Below are 18,000 nucleotides of genomic sequence, written 5' to 3' on the forward strand. Positions count from 1 at the left end.
AAGGGGATTGTATGCAAAACCGGGCTGGCGGACATCCGCGCGCCGCCAGTCTTTCCGTTATCTTTAGCCTGTTGCATTATGAAAAAGAGTCAATCGAACGGATTTTTCAGATGGAGTGGCGGTTATTGTTGGCGTTGGCGGTCCTGGCTATCGCCTTTTTTCTGACCCGGAGTTTGCTGAGTTATTTCCTGACGATCTTTGTCGACAGCAAAGATGTGTCCATTCAGCGCAAAGCGCTGGTCCGCAAAACGCTGCATTTTTTCCATGTGCTGGCGTATGGCGTGGCAACCGGTCTGGTCTTTGGCATCAGTTATGGTCAGTTTGTGCTGTTTCTGTCGTCATTTATCGCAGTCCTGGGCGTGGCGCTGTTTGCGCAGTGGTCCATTCTCAGTAACGTCACCGCCAGCGTGATCATCTTTTTTCAGTTCCCGTTTCGCATCGGCGATGAAATTCGGATTGTGTTCAAAGACGAAGACCTGAGCGGCGTGATTGAGGAAATCACGCCGTTTCATACACTGATCCGGCGTCGCCAGGGCGATTTGCTGACTTATCCGAACAGCCTGTTGTTGCAGACGGCGGTGATCAAACCCCTGCCGCAAGCGGTGGCTGCCAGCGAAACGCCGTCAGTCAAAGCGACGGCTGAACCGGCTGAGCGACAGCCAATAGAGGCCGGTCAGCAACAGTAAGGCGACCAGCATCGCCCAAGGCACAACTTCCAGCGAATAGCGCGCCGCCAGTACGCCGCTCAACCCCGGCAAGCCGGCGCCGCCAATGCCGGCCGCAGCGATTTGCATGCCCATGGTGTTGTCCTGATGTGCACGTCCGACGCGGTGCAGTGTTCCAGACACCAACCCCGGAAACACCGGCGCAAAGGCAAAGCCGATCAGACCGATGGCGAAAAGACCCACGGCGTTTACCGGATTCCAGATCAGCAACACCGTGCCAAACAGCGCCAGAATCAGGCTGCCCCAAATCAGTCGCAAGTGCCCCAGCCAGTTCGCAAACACGCCCGCCAACAAGCGCCCGACGGTAAACATGCCCCAGTAGATCGACACCCACAGACCGGCCGTTGCAACGGACACACCGCGCGATTCGGCCAACAGCGAGTAAGTCCACAAGCCCATGGTCAATTCCAGGCCGGTGTAGCAGAAGAACAACAACATGCTGACCCAGACCGAGAGGGTGCCGAGCGAACCGAACATAGATGCCGGCTGTAGCAAATCCGGGCGGGTGGTGGTGACTTTGCCGGCATCGTCGCTCAACTGCGCTTCAGTCGTTACGTCCGTCGCTGGCTTCAGCCACAACGGAGCCGTGGCCAGAAACACCAGCGCCAAGGCCAGTTGCGCCAGCCCGACCACCCAATAACCCGGTTGCCAGTGTCCGGTCAGGTTCAGACCGACGGTCATGATCAGCGGACCCAGTGTTACGCCGACGCCAAAGCTGGCGTGCAGCCACTGCATCATGCGGTCGCTGTGGTGGGTGGCGACGTAGCCGTTCAGGCCAGCGTCGATGGCACCGGCACCCAGGCCGAGACAGAGCGCCAGACCGACCAGAATCCACCAGTGCGGGGCCAGGGTATAACCGATCAGCGCCAGGGCTGTGATGGTGCAACTCAATGCCAGCAAGCGGCCGATGCCCAGGCGGCGGCTGACCACACCACTGATGAAACTGCTGAGCATGTAACCGGAGGTGGAACCGATCAGCAGGGTGCCGATGGCGTCGAGCGGCAAGTCGAACGTGTCGCGCATCGACGGCCAGGCAACGCCCAGCAAGCCATCAGGCAGGCCTAAAGAAATGAAGGCGATGTACGCCAAAAGAATTAATAACAGACCACGATTCGCCGTCATTTAAGCCTCCTGAAATGATGCCTACAACCAACCAGCAAGGCCTGTCCCAGTAAGGGCGATGACCGCGGCGCTGGACTATAGCCTTGTGTTTGTTGCGACCGCAAGCCCGCGCTTGTCGGCCTTTTGGGTTGGCGCTATCGTCGTGCGCTTGCCCGCCTGCTGTGGAGTCCTGGAAATCATGAAAGATCGTTTATTGCCGGTGTTACCGGTGTTGATCAGCGCCTGTTTGTTGCTGATGTTGTCGTTCGGATATCGCGCTGGTTTTGGCCTGTTTATGCAGCCTATGTCGGCGGCGCATGGCTGGGGTCGGGATGTCTTATCCATGGCGCTGGCGATTCAGAATTTGTCCTGGGGCGTGATCGCAGTATTGGCGGGTGGTCTGGCCGATCGGTTCGGCAATTTGAAGGTGTTGCTCGCCGGGGTGGCCTGTTACGCCGCTGGCATGGCCGGCATGGCCTATGCAGCCAGCGCTGGTGCATTGATTGCTACCGCCGGAATTATGGTGGGCGCGGGTATCGCCGGAACCGCCTTTGGTATCGTGCTGCCGGCTTTGGTGCGTGCTGTGCCGGAAGAGCGGCGTGGCTGGGCGTTGGGATTGGGCACGGCGGCCGGCAGCTTTGGTCAGTTTCTGGTGGTGCCGATCATGCAGACGTTGGTCGATGCCATCGGCTGGTTCCAGGCGTTGCAGTGGCTGAGTTTGTCGGCCTTGGTGATGGCGTTGTTGGCGATTCCGTTGGCGCCGTATGGCGGCGCATCCGACACCTCCAGCCCAGCGATTGAAGCCTCACTGTGGCAAATTTTGCGCCGCGCCTTTGGCGTGCGTTCCTACAGTCTTTTGGTGTTGGGATTTTTCGTTTGCGGTTTCCACGTTGCCTTTATCACCGTGCACATGCCTGGTTATGTCGTGGATCTGGGCTTCGATGCCAAAGTCGGTGCCTGGAGCATCAGCTTGATCGGGTTGTGCAATGTGATTGGCGCTTATGTGGCCGGTGTGCAGAGTGGCCGCCTGCCGAAGCAGCGCATTCTGGCGTTTATCTATTTGGGTCGCGTGGTGGCAATTACCGCCTTCCTGTTGGTGCCGGTCAGTCTGGTCAGCATTTTGGTGTTCAGCGCGACCATGGGGTTTTTGTGGCTGGCGACGGTACCGCCGACCTCCGGTTTGGTCGCGGTATTTTTTGGTACCCGCTACATGACATTCCTGTACGGCGTCGTTTTTCTGAGTCACCAGTTGGGCAGCTTCAGCGGTGTCTGGTTGGGTGGTTGGCTGTATGAAACCTTTGGCAGTTACGACGGCATCTGGATCGCTGGCATTATTCTCGGTCTGGTTGCGGCTGCACTGCATTGGCCGATTCGTGAACAGGACGCCAGCGCTCAACTGCGCGCTGCCTGATCGCCACCGTATGAGCGGGCAGGGATGCCCGCTGAACCAGCGCATCGACTCTTGCGTTGCGATTCATTACCATCCCGGCTGCTCTTTAAGGCTCACCCTCGTCTCCACCTCATTCAAGGACTCCCATGTCTGAATCATCCCAGACCAGTTTCCGTTCGTTGCTGCGGTTGCTGCATTACGCACGCGGCTATCGTCTTCGTCTGATCGGTGCCATCACCTGTTCGGTGATCAATAAGTTGTTCGACATCGCACCGGAAATTCTGATCGGTATCGCCATCGACGTGGTGGTCAATCAGGAGGCGAGTTTTGTCTCGCGTCTGGGGCTGGCGACGCCGGAATCGCAAATTACTGCGCTGGCCGTGTTGACGTTTTTGATCTGGGCGGGCGAGTCGCTGTTTGAATACCTGTACCAGATTCTGTGGCGCAATCTGGCGCAACGGCTGCAAGCCGATTTCCGGCAGGACGCCTACGAGCACATTCAGAAACAGGACCAGAGCTTTTTCGAAAACCGCTCCAGCGGCCAGTTGATTTCGGTATTGAACGACGACGTCAATCAACTGGAACGATTTCTCGACGGCGGCGCCAACGAGCTGGTGCAGATACTGGTCGCCGTGGTGGCGGTCGGTGCCATCTTCTTTGTGATTTCGCCGTTGATCGCTGTGCTGGCTTTCACGCCGGTGCCACTGATTATCTGGGGCGCGTTTTACTACCAAAAACGCGCGACGCCCTTGTACGCCAGGGTGCGCGATCAGGTCGGCCGATTGGCAACTCGCCTGGCTAACAACATCGGCGGTATGAGCACTATCAAAGCGTTCACCGCCGAGCAGACCGAAGCGGCGCGGGTGCGTGCCGACAGCGAAGCCTATGCCGAAGCCAACCGCCACGCCATCGCCGTCAGCTCAGCGTTTATTCCCATTATTCGCATGGCCATTCTGACCGGCTTTTTGTTCACCTTCGTCATCGGCGGTATGCAGACGCTGGATGGCAAATTGAGCGTTGGTGCCTACGGCGTGCTGGTGTTTTTGACGCAGCGCTTGTTGTGGCCGCTAACGGCTTTGGCGCAAACCATCGATTTGTATGAACGCGCCATGGCGAGTGTGCGTCGCATTCTGGGGTTGATCGAAACGCCCATCGAGATTCCCGATCAGGGTACGCTCAGTCTGCCGCACCCGGTGCGCGGCGAAGTTGAGTACAAGGGTGTGAATTTTCTCTACAGCCGGACCGGCGTCGGTGTTCACGACATCAATTTTAAAGTGAATGCGGGCACAACGCTGGCGTTGGTCGGTGCCACTGGTTCCGGTAAATCGACGCTGATCAAATTGCTGTTGCGGTTTAACCAGCCACAGGGCGGCGAGATTTTTCTCGACGGCACGCCAATCGAACAGCTAACGCTGCGCAGTTTGCGTTCGGCTGTCGGTCTGGTCAGTCAGGATGTGTTTTTGTTTGAAGGCAGCATTCGCGACAACATCGCGTACGGCCGGCCTGACGCCAGCGACAACGAGATTATCGAGGCGGCCAAAACAGCTGAAGCCTGGGAATTTATTGAGCGCTTGCCGGAGGGTTTGGATACCGCCGTCGGCGAACGCGGTGTGCGGTTGTCGGGCGGGCAGCGCCAGCGCTTGTCACTGGCGCGGGCCTTGTTGAAAGACCCGGCGATTCTGGTGCTCGACGAAGCGACCAGCGCGGTTGATAACGAAACCGAAGCCGCCATTCAGCGCTCGCTGAAACACATTGCCCATGGCCGCACCGTCATCATGATTGCGCATCGCTTGTCGACCATCGTCCACGCCGATCAGATTCTGGTGCTGGAGCAAGGCCGCATTGTCGAGCAGGGCCGCCATGACGACTTGGTGACGCAGCGCGGCGCCTATTGGTCGCAATGGCAGGTGCAGACCGGCGGCGCCGCGTAATTGAACCTTTCCGTCAGACTTTGACGAATTCCGGATCGCCACCGCCTTTGCGGCTGGCGATCCGCGCTTTCAGCAGTCCCAACTGATACAGCAGAATCGGCACCAACAGCAGAATCAGCAGCGTGCCGAATCCCAGTCCAAACACCAGACCGACGGCAATCGGTTTCAGCAAGGCCGCATCGACGCTGGTTTCGAACAGCAACGGAATCAAACCCGCCATGGTGGTGATGGACGTCAGGATGACCGGGCGCAGCCGCGACAGCGCGGCTTGCACCGCCGAGTTGTACAGGCTGATGCCGTCGTTGTGCAGTCTTCGGAATACGGTGACCAGAATGATGGCGTCGTTAATGACGATGCCGGACAGGCCGATTAAACCGAACACCGAAATGGTCGACAGCGGCATGCCCATCAGCCAGTGACCAATCACCGCGCCAGTCAAACCGAATGGCACCGTGATCAGAATGGCGAACGGCCACAGCCAGGATTCAAACACCCACGCCAGAATCAAGTAGATCAACAACACAGCAATGCTCACCGCGAGCAAGGTGTCGTTGAAGAAAGATTCGAGTTCTTCGGCCTGGCCGCTGATGGTCCAGTCGATGTCATAACGTGCGCTCAGGGCGGGCAGAATGTCGTCTTCCAGCAACGGATAGAAGTCGGTTAATTGATCGCCGTTGTAAGTGGCGGTGACTTCCACTTCCAGTTGGCCGTCGCGCGAGGTGATGCGGTTCAGACCCTGATCGAATTTGAAGTTGACCAGACTGCCCAGCGGCCGGGTGCTGCCATCGCTCAACTGAATCGGCAGCGTTTCCAGCCAGGCGTCGCTTTCGCGCTGGTGCTCGACCAGTTGCAACACCACCGGAATTTCCTGGTCGCCTTCCTGCACTGTAGTCAGTGTCTTGCCGGATAACTGGCTGGCAACCTGACTGGCGACACTGCTCATGTCCACGGCTGCGGTTTGGGCGGCCTGAGTCAGGCTCATTTCGTATTGCTGGCCGTCGAGCGGCAGGTCGTCGGTGATGTCGCTGAGTACGTCCGAATAGGCTTGCAGATCGGTTTGCAGCGCCAGCGATGCGCGTTTCAGTTCCTGAATGTTGTCGCCAACCAGTCGGATTTCCAGGTCGCCGCCACCGCCGGGGCCACGGAAGAACCGGCCGGTGGAATAAGCGCGTACCACATCTGGCAATTGGAATTCGCTCTGTATGCGTTGCAGCACCTGGGCGTTGGTCAGTGGCCGGTTGGTATCGCTGGTCAGCGTCAGTTCCAGTGACGCGCGATCGGGTTCATCGACGCTGGCGAATTGCTGGACGATGTTGGCGATCAGGCCGCCGCCGACGGATTCGTCGATGTCTTCGACCACGGCTTGCAACTGGTCCAGCGCGTCTTCGGCTTCGGCCAGTGTTGTGCCGTCCAGCAGGTCGAGCGTGACGCTCATCGTCGGCTGGTCGAGCGACGGCGACGGTTCGAATTCAATGCGGCCGCTGGTAACCGCACCGAGCGTCAGTAATGACACCGCGCAGACCGCCGCGACAAACACCGAAGCATGCGACAGCGACAACTTCACCAGGCGTTGAAACGGACCATCGCGGAAACGGTGGAAAGCGTCTTCAAAGCGTTGCCGTGCCGGGCTCATCGGTTTGGTCTTGCCGTTGTGACCTAAGTGGCCGGGCAGAATGACGAAGCATTCAACCAGAGAGGCGATGATGGCGGCGGTGACGACGGTCGGAATATCGACCAACAGGCTGCCGAACGAACCGCCGATCAACAGCAGCGGTAAAAAGGCCGCGATGGTGGTCAGACTGGAGGCAATGACCGCCGGCATCATGCGTTTGGCGGCGGTGCGCGATGCCTGTTCTGGCGACAACCCTTGCGATTCCAGCGCCGCTGCGTCTTCGGCCACCACGATGGCGTCGTCCACGATGATGCCGATGGCGATCACGAAACCGAACAGACTGATGGTGTTGATGGTGGTGTCGGTGTAACCCATAAACGCCAGCGTGCCCATGAACGACACCGGAATACCGGCGGCCACCCAAATCGCCAGGCGGGTGCGCAGAAAGACAAACAACACCAGCAGCACCAGCACCATGCCGGCGAGGCCATTGCCGATCACCAGATTGAGTTGGTCCTGCACCACCTGCCAGATTTCGTTGTATTTGTGCATGCCAACGCCGTACGGCAATTCGTCAACGTACTTGGCCATCCAGTTGTCGAGTAATTCGGCGTTTTCCAGCGTGTCTTCACCGGCAACGCGGCTGACTTCCAGTTTGACGGCGGGCATGCCCTGGTAGCGCAACACGTCGGTGTTGTCGTATTGCTCGCTGACCTGTGCCACTTGCGATAACCGAATCACGCCGCCGGCGTTCTGGGCAATGATGGCGTCGTTCAGCGCATTGACAGTCCAGTCGGGCGAGTCGGTCACCAGCGAAGTGCTGTTGGCGCCGACTGCCAGCGTACCGGCCGGAGTGGTACTGAACTGGGCGCTGATGCGGCTGGCTAACGTATCGAGCGTCAGGCCTAATGAACCCAGGGTGGTCAGATCGACATCAATGACGCGCTCGCGACCGGGCACGCCGGACAATTCCACCACCGCCACACCTTCGGCCAGCAAGGATTGCTGTGCCTGATACCCCAGGCTCGCCAGGTCGCTGCGCGGAATATCGCCGTACAACAAAACGGAGGCGACCGGCTCGGTGACTTCAATTTTTTCCAATTCATCGATGCTGGCGCCAGACGGCAGGCCGATGTCGTCGATGGCTTTTTCCAGGGTGTCAAAACCCTCGTCGACGCTGAGGCCGTCTTTTACCGCGGCGAAAACGCGGTGCCCGCCGCTGTAGGAGACGGCGCGGACGAAGTTGAAATCGCCGCTGTCCATCATTTTCTGGTCGAGCGGGTCACCGAGTTGCGTGCGGATGGTGTCGACGTCGGCGTTGTCCCAACTGAAGGTGGCGCGCACCAACGGCAATTCGTAGTCGGGGAACAACTGTGAGCGCACCGATTGCAGCCCCCACAGGCCTGCACCGATCACCAGCAACATCATCAGATTTGCTGCCAGTTTGTGGCGCAGCAGTTGATCGTAGAAACCATTCATGAGGCGTCACCCGTGACGTCGGCGGCCGCGTTCTGTTGGCCGTTGCCGACACGGGTGACCGGCGTGCCATTGGTCGGTTGTGACAGGCGTGTGGTTAAGACGGTGATTGGTTCGCCCGATTCATCCAGGCTGATCAGCGCCCACTGTTCGCCGTCGCGTTGTTGATAGCCAAGGATGTTCACGGTGGTGACGCTGAGTGCGCCATCGACAATGCGATACAAGCGGTCGCTTTGATAAATCGCATCCTGAGGCACCGCGTAACTGGCGACTGTGGGCAATTTCAATTGCAACTCGATGGTTTCGTTAATCAGCACCGGAATGTTGGCGGGCAGGGCGACTTCCAGCGCCACCGCGCCGGTTTCGGCAGACGCCGCCAGGCTGGTCACGGTGAGTGGGTAGTGGGTGTCGTCAATAATGGCTTCGGCTTCGATGGCCTGGCCGCGAATGCGTCGGTACACCGACAACGGAACCTGAGTGCGGGCGTATAAAGAGCTGCGATCGACCAGCGTCATCAAGTTGGTGTCAGCGGCCAGGCGGGCGCCGGTGGCGACATTGATACCGACCACTTCTGCGTCAAACGGTGCCATGGGTTGCAAGTCGTCGGCGTCAGCCTGGGCTTGTTCCAAGGCAATGCGTGCCTGTTCCAGATCGGCCTGACGTTGCACCGCTTCATCGTCATAAATGTCGACGGTGAGTTCAGCGCTGCGCAACGCCTCTTCGGCGGTCTGCAAACTGGCGGCATTGGAATAGCCCTGGTTGTTCAGCGCGACTTCGCGCTGGTAGCTGGCGCGGGCGTTTGCCAGCGCGGCGAGATCGACCTCGTGTTGCCGATCGGCAATGCGAATGGCGGCTTCCTGTTGTGCGACCGAGGCCTGTTGTTGGCGCAGCGTCCAGTCAATGCTGTCGGCGCTGAGCGTCATCAACGCATCGCCGGCGCTGACAAATTGGCCGGCCTGAACCTGGATGTCGATCACTCGGGCTTCGGCGGGAACGGTGAGGGTTTCCTGACGCTTGGCGTCGACCTGAGCCAGCATCGGCGTGGTGGGTGCGTTGTCGGTCAGCTCGACGTCGATGGCTTCGATTTGCAGTGCATTGCTGCTGGCGTTGCTGCGGCCCCAACGCGAACCAGCCAGGCCCGCGCGCATGTTCATGGCGGCGTTGCCGCGTTGTTGCGCGCCACTTTCAGAGGCAACCGGATGGCTCATCAACAAATAGCCGCCCACACCAATCACTAATATCGCCCCAACCAGAATTGATTGTTTCTTCATCCACTACTCCCCAAGGTGGCTTGCGACTCACTGGCCCAACCGCCCATCTACAACGCCGTCCAATCCACTATGAGAATGGCCCGAAAATAAAGCCAGAGTTTAAAAAAGAATCGTGGAGAGAAGATGCAGGCTGGCGGTCAATAAACCGTAAACAGCCACTGGGAATCGGGGTGACCGGCCCGATTCAATCAGGTAGACTGCGCAGCTCATTTCGGCCGAGACGACTCCCACGAGCGGTCGCGCGGAATGTCGGTCCGGTACGGTCCCTTGGTAGGGGTAGGCCGGGCCAGAGTGACACCATTCAATACGTTCAATATCCAACACGTGGCCCTTGGTAGGGGTCACCACTGAAGGAGCACATCATGCCTGTTATTACGCTGCCCGACGGCGCCAAACGTTCGTACGACGCACCCGTTTCCATCATGCAGATTGCCGAAGACATCGGCCCTGGCCTGGCACGCAACACTCTGGCTGGTCGCATTAATGGCGTGCGGGTCGATGCGGTCGATCTTGTCAGTGAAGATTCTGACATCGAAATCATTACGCCCAAGGATGACGACGGTCTGGAAATCATCCGTCACTCTTGCGCGCATTTGCTCGGCCATGCGCTGAAGCAACTCTGGCCGGACGCCAAAATGGCCATCGGTCCGACCATCGAAAACGGCTTCTATTACGACGTCGATCTGGATCACCGGTTAACCGAAGAAGATCTGGAATCGCTCGAAGCGCGCATGATGCAGCTGGCGAAAACCGACTATGACGTCGTGCGCCACAAAGTCAGCTGGCAGCAAGCGGTCGATACGTTCCGTGATCGCGGCGAACCGTACAAGCTGGAAATTCTCGAGCAGAACATCAGCCGCGATGATCAGCCGGGTCTGTATCATCACGAAGAATACATCGACATGTGCCGCGGCCCGCACGTGCCGAACATGAAGTTCTGTCACCATTTCAAACTGATGCGCGTTTCCGGCGCCTATTGGCGTGGCGACAGCAACAACAAACAGTTGCAGCGCATTTACGGCACCGCCTGGGCCGACAAGAAACAACTGAAAGAACACCTGACGTTTTTGGAAGAAGCCGCCAAGCGCGATCACCGTCGCATCGGTAAGAAACTCGACCTGTTCCATTTGCAGGAAGAAGCGCCGGGCATGGTGTTCTGGCACCCCAATGGCTGGACCATGTATCAGGTGATCGAGCAATACATGCGTACCAAGCAGAAGGTGCATGGTTACAACGAAATTCGCACACCGCAGATTGTGGATCGTTCCTTGTGGGAAAAGTCCGGCCACTGGGACAAATTCGGCGACGACATGTTCACCACTCACAGTGAGCACCGCGATAACGCCATCAAGCCGATGAACTGCCCGTGTCACGTCCAGGTGTTCAACCAGGGTTTGAAGAGCTACCGCGACTTGCCGTTGCGTCTGGCGGAATTCGGTTCCTGCCACCGCAATGAAGCGTCCGGTGCGTTGCACGGCATCATGCGCGTGCGCGGTTTTACTCAGGATGACGCGCATATCTTCTGTACCGAAGCGCAGATTCAGCCGGAAGTGGCTCAGTTCATCGAGATGCTGAACGAGGTCTACTACGACTTCGGTTTTGACGACGTCATTCTCAAGCTGTCCACACGTCCGGAAAAACGCGTCGGCAGCGATGCGGATTGGGACCGTGCCGAAGCGGCGTTGGCGTCGGCCTTGGATGCGACCGGCAAGCCTTGGGAAACCCTGCCGGGCGAAGGTGCGTTCTACGGTCCGAAGATCGAGTTCACGCTCAAAGACAGCCTCGGCCGGATGTGGCAGTGCGGCACCATGCAGGTCGATTTCTCGATGCCGGGTCGCCTGGACGCCCAGTACGTGGACGAGCAGGGCAATCGTCAAACACCGGTCATGTTGCACCGCGCCATTCTGGGCAGCTTCGAGCGCTTCACCGGTATTTTGATCGAGCAACACGCTGGCGCCATGCCGCCTTGGCTGGCACCGATCCAGGCGATGGTGTGCAACATCACCGATGCCCAGGCGGATTTCGTCAAAACCGTCCAGAACCGCTTGATTTCCGCTGGTTTCCGGGCAGATGCCGACTTGAGAAATGAAAAGATCGGCTTTAAAATCCGCGAGCACACAATTCAGCGCATTCCTTATTTGCTGGTTATTGGCGATAAGGAAGTCGAAAACGAGGCCATTGCCGTCCGTACCCGTGATGGGGAAGACCTGGGCACCATGACAGTCGACGCCTTTATTGAACGTCTGACTGCCGATGTCGCCCGCAAAGGCCGTCTGGTAACAAACGGAGAGTGAGTTATAAAACGCAACGCGAGAGGCGCCAAACCTACCAATCGTCACATCATCAATGAGCAGATTGAGGCGGACGAAGTCCGTTTGATCGGCATAGACGGCGAACAGCTGGGCATTGTGCCGTTAGCCGACGCCATTAAATTGGCTCAAGATGCCGAACTGGATCTGGTACAGATCTCGAATGCAGACCCGGTAGTCTGCAAAATCATGGATCTGGGCAAGAAACTCTACGAAGAGAAGAAAGCCAAGGCTGCGGCCAAGAAGAAACAGGTTCAGGTGCAGGTGAAGGAGGTGAAATTCCGCCCCAACACCGACATTGGTGATTACAACGTTAAGTTGCGTAACCTGACTCGGTTTCTGGAACACGGTGACAAAGCCAAAGTCACGCTGCGTTTCCGCGGTCGTGAAATGGCGCACCAGGAAATCGGTATGGAGCTGCTGCAACGCGTCGCCAACGATCTGGAAGATCTGGCAACTGTAGAGCAGAAGCCCAAGATGGAAGGCCGTCAGTTGACCATGGTCATGGCGCCGTCCAAGAAGAAATAAGTACCTTGGTGCGGCTTGCCGCATCACGTTATGAAACGAAGTGACGCTGCCTTCGGGCGGCACATCCCAAAGTGGTTCGCCACTTTGTAACCAGACGACGATTCTGGGCTTGATCAGAATCGTCGTTTTTTAATGGCAACCGTCAGCTCCTGGGCAAGGCTTTGTGCCCATGCCCAACGGGGATGCAAAACGGTTCTGGAAGTAGATCGGGAGATTGAAAATGCCAAAAATCAAGAGCAACTCTGGCGCTGCCAAGCGCTTTAAAAAGACAGCGAACGGCTTCAAGCACAAGCAGTCTTTCCGTAACCACATCCTGACCAAGAAAAGCACCAAGCGTATGCGTCATCTGCGCGGCACTCAGCAAGTTGCTGATGCTGACGTGCCTTTGATCAAGCGCATGTTGCCTTACATTTAACGGTCACCGGATTAGGAGGAAAGATAAATGGCACGTGTTAAGCGGGGCGTCATCGCCCGTCGTCGTCACAAAAAGATTCTGAAGCAAGCCAAAGGTTACTACGGTGCACGTTCGCGTGTATTCCGCGTAGCCAAGCAGGCGGTGATCAAGGCAGGCCAATACGCCTACCGCGACCGTCGTCAGCGCAAGCGTCAATTCCGCGCTTTGTGGATTGCTCGTATCAACGCTGAAGCTCGCGTGAACGGTCTGTCTTACAGCAAGTTCATCGCTGGCCTGAAGAAGTCGTCCATCGAGATCGACCGTAAGATCCTGGCGGATCTGGCCGTTCACGATAAAGTCGCCTTCACAGCTCTGACTGAAAAAGCCAAGGCAGCTGCCTGAACTTAATCGGTCTCCGGTGATTAAAAACCCGCCTTCTGGCGGGTTTTTTTATGGTTGCAAATCATACAAACGATGTAGTGGAAGAGGTGCTAATTCAGTAGGCTTATACCATCTGGTTTAGTAGGACCGATTGCTATGGAATCGATTAGAAATTTCTTCCAGTTGACACCAAATATTGGCAGCGGTGGTCAGCCGACGGTTGAGCAATTTCAGTTAATTGCCGATAACGGCTATCAACACGTTATCAACCTGGGTATGCCTGATCATGTGGATGCCGTTCCGGATGAAGATAAACGACTCTCTGCACTGCAACTCAATTACCTTCACATTCCTGTTTCGTTTGATGCACCCAGGCCAGACCAGCTAAAACTCTTTTGCCAAGTTATGAATTGTCTGTGCACGGATAAGGTATTTGTGCACTGCATTATGAATTACCGGGCATCCGCTTTTTTGTACCAGTATTTGACTAAGATGGAGGCACTGGAAGAGCAGCAGGCACGTTCTCCCGTATTGGATTTCTGGAATCCACCGCCTGTTTGGCAGGAAGTAATGTCCTGGTCTCGAGAAGACATTGGATTGTGAGTGCCAGACATATCAAAATATTTAGGAGATAGAGATGTCACGAGCTGGACATCAAGACCTGATAAGCGTTCTGAAACAACGCTTTGACGCCCATCCGGAACGACACGCCGGTATTGAATGGTCGGATGTGGCTGAGCGATTAATCGCCAACCCCGGCAAACTGACCGCTCTTGAACAAATGGAAACCACCGGCGGTGAACCCGATGTAATCGCCTATGACGACTCAATAGACGCCTACGTTTTTTGCGACTGCTCGGCCGAGAGTCCGACGGGCCGCCGCAGCCTGTGTTATGACGATGCCGCCCTGATTGCACGCAAGAAGCACCCACCGGAGGGCAGTGCCGAAGGCCAGGCCATTGCCATGGGAATCGAGTTATTGAGCGAAGGCGATTACCGGTATTTGCAGACCTTGGGTGAATTCGATCTGAAAACTTCAAGCTGGCTCAGCACGCCCGATGCGATTCGTAGCCGGGGCGGGGCGATATTCGGAGACCGTCGATACGATCAGGTATTCATTTACCACAATGGCGCCGATTCCTATTACGCCGCGCGCGGATATCGCGGTCGGTTATTGGTATGAGGATCAGAATGATGAAACGACTGTTGTTGGTTGTGTGGGCGATGGGAGCGTTCACGGCCTTTGCCTCCGATTGGCAAAACCCCGCTGAGCGATATTTGAACGCCTACCAGGAATATCTGGACGCGCGTTGTCCGATTCCCCGCAATGACATCCGTCATTTCTCCTATTTTGCTCGTGATCGTGACGCCATGCGCGGCCATCCGTTTCTAAACGCCGACCGCTTTGCCGGCGCGCAATTGATGTACAGCTGGCGTGAGTTGGAACCACAGCGTGGTGAGTACGATTTCTCAGCCATCCAGTCTGATATCGAATACCTGCAATCGCGCGGCAAGACGCTGTTTATTCAATTGCAGGACGCCACTTTTTATAACCCCAATGTCGGTGTTCCGGATTATCTGCGCAGCGATGAATTTGATGGCGGTGTGGTGCATCAATACAACGATGCTGGTGAACCGGAAGGTTGGGTTGCCAAGCGTTGGAACCCTGCCGTTCAAGAGCGCTTTGCAGTCTTGTTGCAAGCGTTGGGTGAGGAATTTGATGGCGAGATCGCCGGCATCAATTTGCAAGAATCTTCCATTGGTGTCAGTGCCGAAACGGACCCCAGTTTTTCACCCGAAGCGTATGTTGACGGCTTGAAAGCCAACATGCAGGCGTTGGCAACAGCGTTCCCGCAATCGATTAAATTGCAGTACGCCAACTTTATGCCGGGCGAGTGGTTGCCCTGGGAAGATGAAGGTTATTTGCGCGCTATATACGCCTACGGTGAAGAGATTGGCGTGGGCTTGGCAGGCCCCGATTTAATGGTGCGCCGCAAAGGCCAGTTGAACCACACCATTGCCATGATGCACGAAAATGAGTTCAGTGTGCCGCTGGGTATTGCCGTTCAGGATGGCAACTATATTGGCGCGACCAATTCTGATCGCATCGAAACCGACCGCGCCAATATTGTGCCGTTGCTGGCTGCCTTCGCTGACGATTTTATGAGTGTGTCATTGATGTTCTGGAGTTATCAGGAACCCTACTTTAGCGAAGATGTATTGCCCTGTTTTGCGCAATAAAACAGTCGCAGTAGCAGTTTCACCATGGGTTCGGCCCGTTTTCGCCCGTGAAGGTGAAGCCAGAAAAAGTTCCAGTAGGGCCATCGTCGTCTAACAAGGCCAGCCGTACAGCTTCAGCTGCGCCTTCCTTAACCGTTCGATCTCCATAGAAATTGTTGAACTCGGTGGCGGTCGGTCCTGGATTGGCCGCATTAACTTTGATGCCGCTGTCTTCCAATTCAATCGCAAACGCCAACGTGAAGGCATTCAGCGCTGTTTTTGACGGCCCATAGATGGCTCCGAAATGGCGTCGCAGTTCGAAATTAGGATCGGCGTGCAACGCCAGTGAGCCAGCACCGCTGGATACCATAACGATGCGCGCCGCAGGTGCCTGGCGCAGTAGCGGTAACATCGCCTGGGTGACGGCAAAGGCGCCGAACACATTGGTGTCGAAAACGGCCTTCACCTCGTCGAGCGCTGCCGTACTCGGTCGCGCCGCGGCTCTGATTTCATCCAATGATCGGCTGGGATCTCCGGCGTGGGCGATGGCAGCGTTGTTGACCAATACATCGAGACGACCAAAATCTTTTTCGATCCGCTCAACAGCTTTTCCAATGGAGGTGGTATCGGTCACGTCCAGTTGAATGGCATGGGCATGTTCGCCCAGTTCGTCGGCGGTTATTTTGCCTTTGGAATGATCTCGTGCGCCGATCAAAGCGATAAAGCCGTGGTCAATTAATTCGGCTGCAATCTGTCGGCCGATGCCTTTGTTGGCACCGGTGATCAAAGCGATTTTCTGTATGTTCATCTGCATTTTTTCTCCTATTAGTAGGAATTCCGTCGAAGCCCGCATCCGGACTTCGACGGGGTTTGCTCAGGCCGCGTTACGTTCGCTCGTCGGCCGACGTCTGAGTTGAGCGTCGTTCAATGCGGGTGCTTCGTAAGACGCGTGTAACGGACCGACATCAGTGCCTGGCGCAACGATGGCATCAATGCGATCCAGCAATTCATCGCTGAGTTGGAAAGAGGCTCCGGCCAACAAGTCGTCAAACTGCGCTTGTGTGCGCGGTCCTAAATTGGCGGCTGTTACCGCCGGGTGAGCGATGGCAAATGCCATAGCCAAATGCGTCAGCGACACGCCGGCTTCCTGCGCCAGTGCGGCCAATTGCTCGACCGCGTCCAGTTTTTGTTCATTGCCATAGAAGTGCGGGAAATGAGGTGCACGCTGCGAATCGGTTTGCTGATCGCGCCGCACTCGTCCGGTCAACATGCCCATGTGCAACGGGCTCCAAACCATGACGCCCATGCCGTATTGCTCACAGACCGGCAGGACTTCGCGTTCAATGCTGCGGTTCAGAATGGAGTAAGACGGCTGTTCGACGCGCACGCGCGCCAGGTTTCGGCGCTCGGCTACCCATTGGGCTTCAACGATCTGCGACGCCGGGAAGGTCGAGGTTCCGATGGCGCGGATTTTCCCAGCCCGCATGAAATCGGTGAGCGCTGACAGGGTTTCTTCGATGTCGGTGTCTGGCGATGGTCGGTGCACCATATAGACGTCGATGTAGTCGGTTTGCAGTCGCTGTAACGAATCGTCTAAGGCCTGAGTAAGCCAGCGGCGGGAGTTGCCTTGCTGATTGGGGTCGTTGCCCATGGGCAGGTGAGCCTTGGTGGTCAGAACGGCGTGTTCGCGCCGACCTTGCAACGCCTTGCCGACAATGCGCTCAGATTCCCCCTGGCTGTAGAAATCGGCGGTGTCGATGAAATTGATGCCAGCGTCCAGCGCCTGATGAATGATGCTAATGGCCGCTTCATGGTCGGGGTTTCCGACAGAGCCAAACATCATGGTGCCCAGGGCATAAGGGCTGACCTTGATGCCTGTCTTGCCCAGATTGCGATATTGCATGGTGGATCTCCTGAGAAGTCATAAATGTGGGTGTCGATCCGCCGAGGCGCCGTAAGCGGATCAATGTTCCGTATAATATGGATCAAAGTTCCGCTTTGCAATTAAATGGATCAAGGTTCCGGATTCTGGCAGAATGCTGGCCGACAATCAGATTGAGAAAGGGAAACTGTCGTGACAGCGTCGCAACCCAGCGAACCGCAAAAAACGGCCCGGCGTGCCGATGCCAAACGCAGCGTGGACGCCATTCTGGCGGCGGCGTTGGCTGTCTTCTCAAGTTCCGGTGTGGATGCGCCGGTGCGTGAAATCGCCAACCGGGCCGGAGTAGGAGTAGGCACCTTGTACCGGCATTTTCCACAGCGCTCCGACCTGATCGTCGCGGTCTTCCGCAGCCAGGTGGATGCTTGTGCCGCCGCTGCGCCGCAACTGGCGGCCGAATACGCGCCGGCTGAAGCACTGGCGCAATGGGTGCAGCGCTATGCGGACTTTATTGTGACCAAGCGCGGCTTAGCCGCTGCATTGCATTCCGGTGATCCGGCTTACAGTGCGTTGCCGGCTTATTTCGATGCGCATCTGCGGCCGGCGTTGCAATCCTTGCTCGACACCGCCATCGCCGCCAAAGAAGTGCGCGACGATGTTGACCCCGACGAATTACTGCGGGCGGTTGGCAACCTCTGTTTATCTGCCCGGCAAGATCGATTGGACACCGCGCGCCGCATGGTCGCCTTGTTGGTCGATGGCATGCGTTATGGCGTGTGAACC

The 18,000-nt window shown here is 57.0% G+C and carries 16 protein-coding genes; 11 read left to right on the forward strand and 5 right to left on the reverse strand.

All coding sequences use genetic code 11. The features are described from left to right. Positions 1 to 110 precede the first annotated feature (110 nt). The gene (locus DW349_RS07505; RefSeq protein WP_108124866.1) at positions 111 to 686 is read left to right on the forward strand and encodes a mechanosensitive ion channel domain-containing protein; all 576 of its coding nucleotides are present in this window, start codon (positions 111 to 113) and stop codon (positions 684 to 686) included. Here the strand turns inward: DW349_RS07505 and DW349_RS07510 are convergent. Beyond that, positions 624 to 1,847 (reverse strand): MFS transporter, encoded by a 1,224-nt coding sequence (locus DW349_RS07510; RefSeq protein WP_108124551.1) that lies wholly within the window; start codon positions 1,845 to 1,847, stop codon positions 624 to 626. The genes DW349_RS07505 and DW349_RS07510 overlap by 63 nt on opposite strands. A 178-nt stretch (positions 1,848 to 2,025) precedes the next feature. Here DW349_RS07510 and DW349_RS07515 point away from each other — a divergent pair, with 178 nt between their 5' ends. Beyond that, the gene (locus DW349_RS07515) at positions 2,026 to 3,237 is read left to right on the forward strand and encodes an MFS transporter (protein ID WP_108124865.1); all 1,212 of its coding nucleotides are present in this window, start codon (positions 2,026 to 2,028) and stop codon (positions 3,235 to 3,237) included. A gap of 125 nt (positions 3,238 to 3,362) precedes the next feature. Further along, positions 3,363 to 5,147 carry an ABC transporter ATP-binding protein gene (locus DW349_RS07520; protein WP_108124550.1) on the forward strand — a complete coding sequence of 595 codons (1,785 nt, stop codon included), beginning with the start codon at positions 3,363 to 3,365 and terminating at the stop codon, positions 5,145 to 5,147. Between the two features lie 13 nt (positions 5,148 to 5,160). Here DW349_RS07520 and DW349_RS07525 read toward each other — a convergent pair whose 3' ends face one another. Next, complete coding sequence (locus DW349_RS07525; RefSeq protein WP_108124549.1) at positions 5,161 to 8,238, reverse strand: efflux RND transporter permease subunit; 3,078 nt, start codon at positions 8,236 to 8,238, stop codon at positions 5,161 to 5,163. Beyond that, positions 8,235 to 9,506 carry an efflux RND transporter periplasmic adaptor subunit gene (locus DW349_RS07530; protein WP_108124548.1) on the reverse strand — a complete coding sequence of 424 codons (1,272 nt, stop codon included), beginning with the start codon at positions 9,504 to 9,506 and terminating at the stop codon, positions 8,235 to 8,237. The genes DW349_RS07525 and DW349_RS07530 overlap by 4 nt, the downstream gene beginning before the upstream one ends. 362 nt (positions 9,507 to 9,868) lie before the next feature. Between DW349_RS07530 and thrS the strand changes: the two genes are divergently transcribed. From thrS to DW349_RS07565, 7 genes are all read left to right on the forward strand, one after another. Next, entirely contained in the window at positions 9,869 to 11,800 is a 1,932-nt protein-coding gene (gene thrS, locus DW349_RS07535) for a threonine--tRNA ligase (protein WP_108124547.1), read from the forward strand. Positions 11,801 to 11,881: 81 nt separating this feature from the next. Beyond that, a complete protein-coding gene (gene infC / locus DW349_RS07540) occupies positions 11,882 to 12,343 on the forward strand; it encodes a translation initiation factor IF-3 (RefSeq protein ID WP_476707508.1) in 462 nt (153 codons plus the stop codon). Positions 12,344 to 12,563: 220 nt separating this feature from the next. Next, entirely contained in the window at positions 12,564 to 12,758 is a 195-nt protein-coding gene (rpmI, locus tag DW349_RS07545; protein WP_108124545.1) for a 50S ribosomal protein L35, read from the forward strand. A gap of 27 nt (positions 12,759 to 12,785) precedes the next feature. After that, entirely contained in the window at positions 12,786 to 13,139 is a 354-nt protein-coding gene (rplT, locus tag DW349_RS07550) for a 50S ribosomal protein L20 (RefSeq protein ID WP_108124544.1), read from the forward strand. A gap of 135 nt (positions 13,140 to 13,274) precedes the next feature. Beyond that, positions 13,275 to 13,721 carry a protein tyrosine phosphatase family protein gene (locus DW349_RS07555; RefSeq protein WP_108124543.1) on the forward strand — a complete coding sequence of 149 codons (447 nt, stop codon included), beginning with the start codon at positions 13,275 to 13,277 and terminating at the stop codon, positions 13,719 to 13,721. A 34-nt stretch (positions 13,722 to 13,755) separates the two neighbouring features. Beyond that, the gene (locus DW349_RS07560) at positions 13,756 to 14,301 is read left to right on the forward strand and encodes a DUF4256 domain-containing protein (RefSeq protein ID WP_108124542.1); all 546 of its coding nucleotides are present in this window, start codon (positions 13,756 to 13,758) and stop codon (positions 14,299 to 14,301) included. An 11-nt stretch (positions 14,302 to 14,312) separates the two neighbouring features. Then, positions 14,313 to 15,359, forward strand: a complete 1,047-nt coding sequence (locus tag DW349_RS07565) for a hypothetical protein (RefSeq protein ID WP_108124864.1) — start codon at positions 14,313 to 14,315, stop codon at positions 15,357 to 15,359. Between the two features lie 19 nt (positions 15,360 to 15,378). On the opposite strand, the gene DW349_RS07570 is transcribed toward DW349_RS07565, so the two are convergent. Continuing rightward, positions 15,379 to 16,146: an SDR family NAD(P)-dependent oxidoreductase gene (locus tag DW349_RS07570; protein ID WP_108124863.1), complete on the reverse strand. Its 768-nt coding sequence runs from the start codon at positions 16,144 to 16,146 to the stop codon at positions 15,379 to 15,381. A gap of 66 nt (positions 16,147 to 16,212) precedes the next feature. Further along, positions 16,213 to 17,241, reverse strand: coding sequence for an aldo/keto reductase (locus DW349_RS07575; RefSeq protein ID WP_108124541.1), 1,029 nt, complete (start codon positions 17,239 to 17,241; stop codon positions 16,213 to 16,215). A 171-nt stretch (positions 17,242 to 17,412) separates the two neighbouring features. On the opposite strand from DW349_RS07575, the gene DW349_RS07580 reads away from it, so the two are divergent. Beyond that, positions 17,413 to 17,997 carry a TetR/AcrR family transcriptional regulator gene (locus DW349_RS07580; protein ID WP_108124540.1) on the forward strand — a complete coding sequence of 195 codons (585 nt, stop codon included), beginning with the start codon at positions 17,413 to 17,415 and terminating at the stop codon, positions 17,995 to 17,997. Positions 17,998 to 18,000: the final 3 nt, after the last annotated feature.

Origin of the sequence: Saccharospirillum mangrovi (genome assembly GCF_003367315.1) — a bacterium.
Classification (GTDB): Bacteria; Pseudomonadota; Gammaproteobacteria; order Pseudomonadales; family Natronospirillaceae; genus Saccharospirillum; species Saccharospirillum mangrovi.